The 232-nt window shown below is 52.2% G+C and carries 1 tRNA gene; it reads left to right on the top strand.

Features of this window, described 5'->3' with window-relative positions:
• Positions 1 to 80 precede the first annotated feature (80 nt).
• Positions 81 to 154: transfer RNA gene (locus WS40_RS11155), tRNA-Met, on the top strand.
• Positions 155 to 232 lie beyond the last annotated feature (78 nt).

Below are 232 nucleotides of genomic sequence, written 5' to 3'. Positions count from 1 at the left end.
GAGAGCATCTGCCTTACAAGCAGAGGGTCACAGGTTCGAGCCCTGTAGGTCCCATCCTTTTAAAGGATATCAATCAATATGGCGAGGTGGCTCAACTGGCTAGAGCGTCCGGTTCATACCCGGGAGGTTGAGAGTTCGAGTCTCTCCCTCGCTACTTTACTTCAACAGAAGTGACACGGGATCTTAGCTCAGCTGGGAGAGCATCTGCCTTACAAGCAGAGGGTCACAGGTT

Source organism: Ruminococcus sp. N15.MGS-57, from assembly GCF_000980385.1.
Taxonomy (GTDB): Bacteria; Bacillota; Clostridia; order Oscillospirales; family Ruminococcaceae; genus Hominimerdicola; species Hominimerdicola aceti.
Note: the sequence above shows the minus strand (reverse complement) of the source record. Positions and strands in the feature narration are given on the sequence as shown.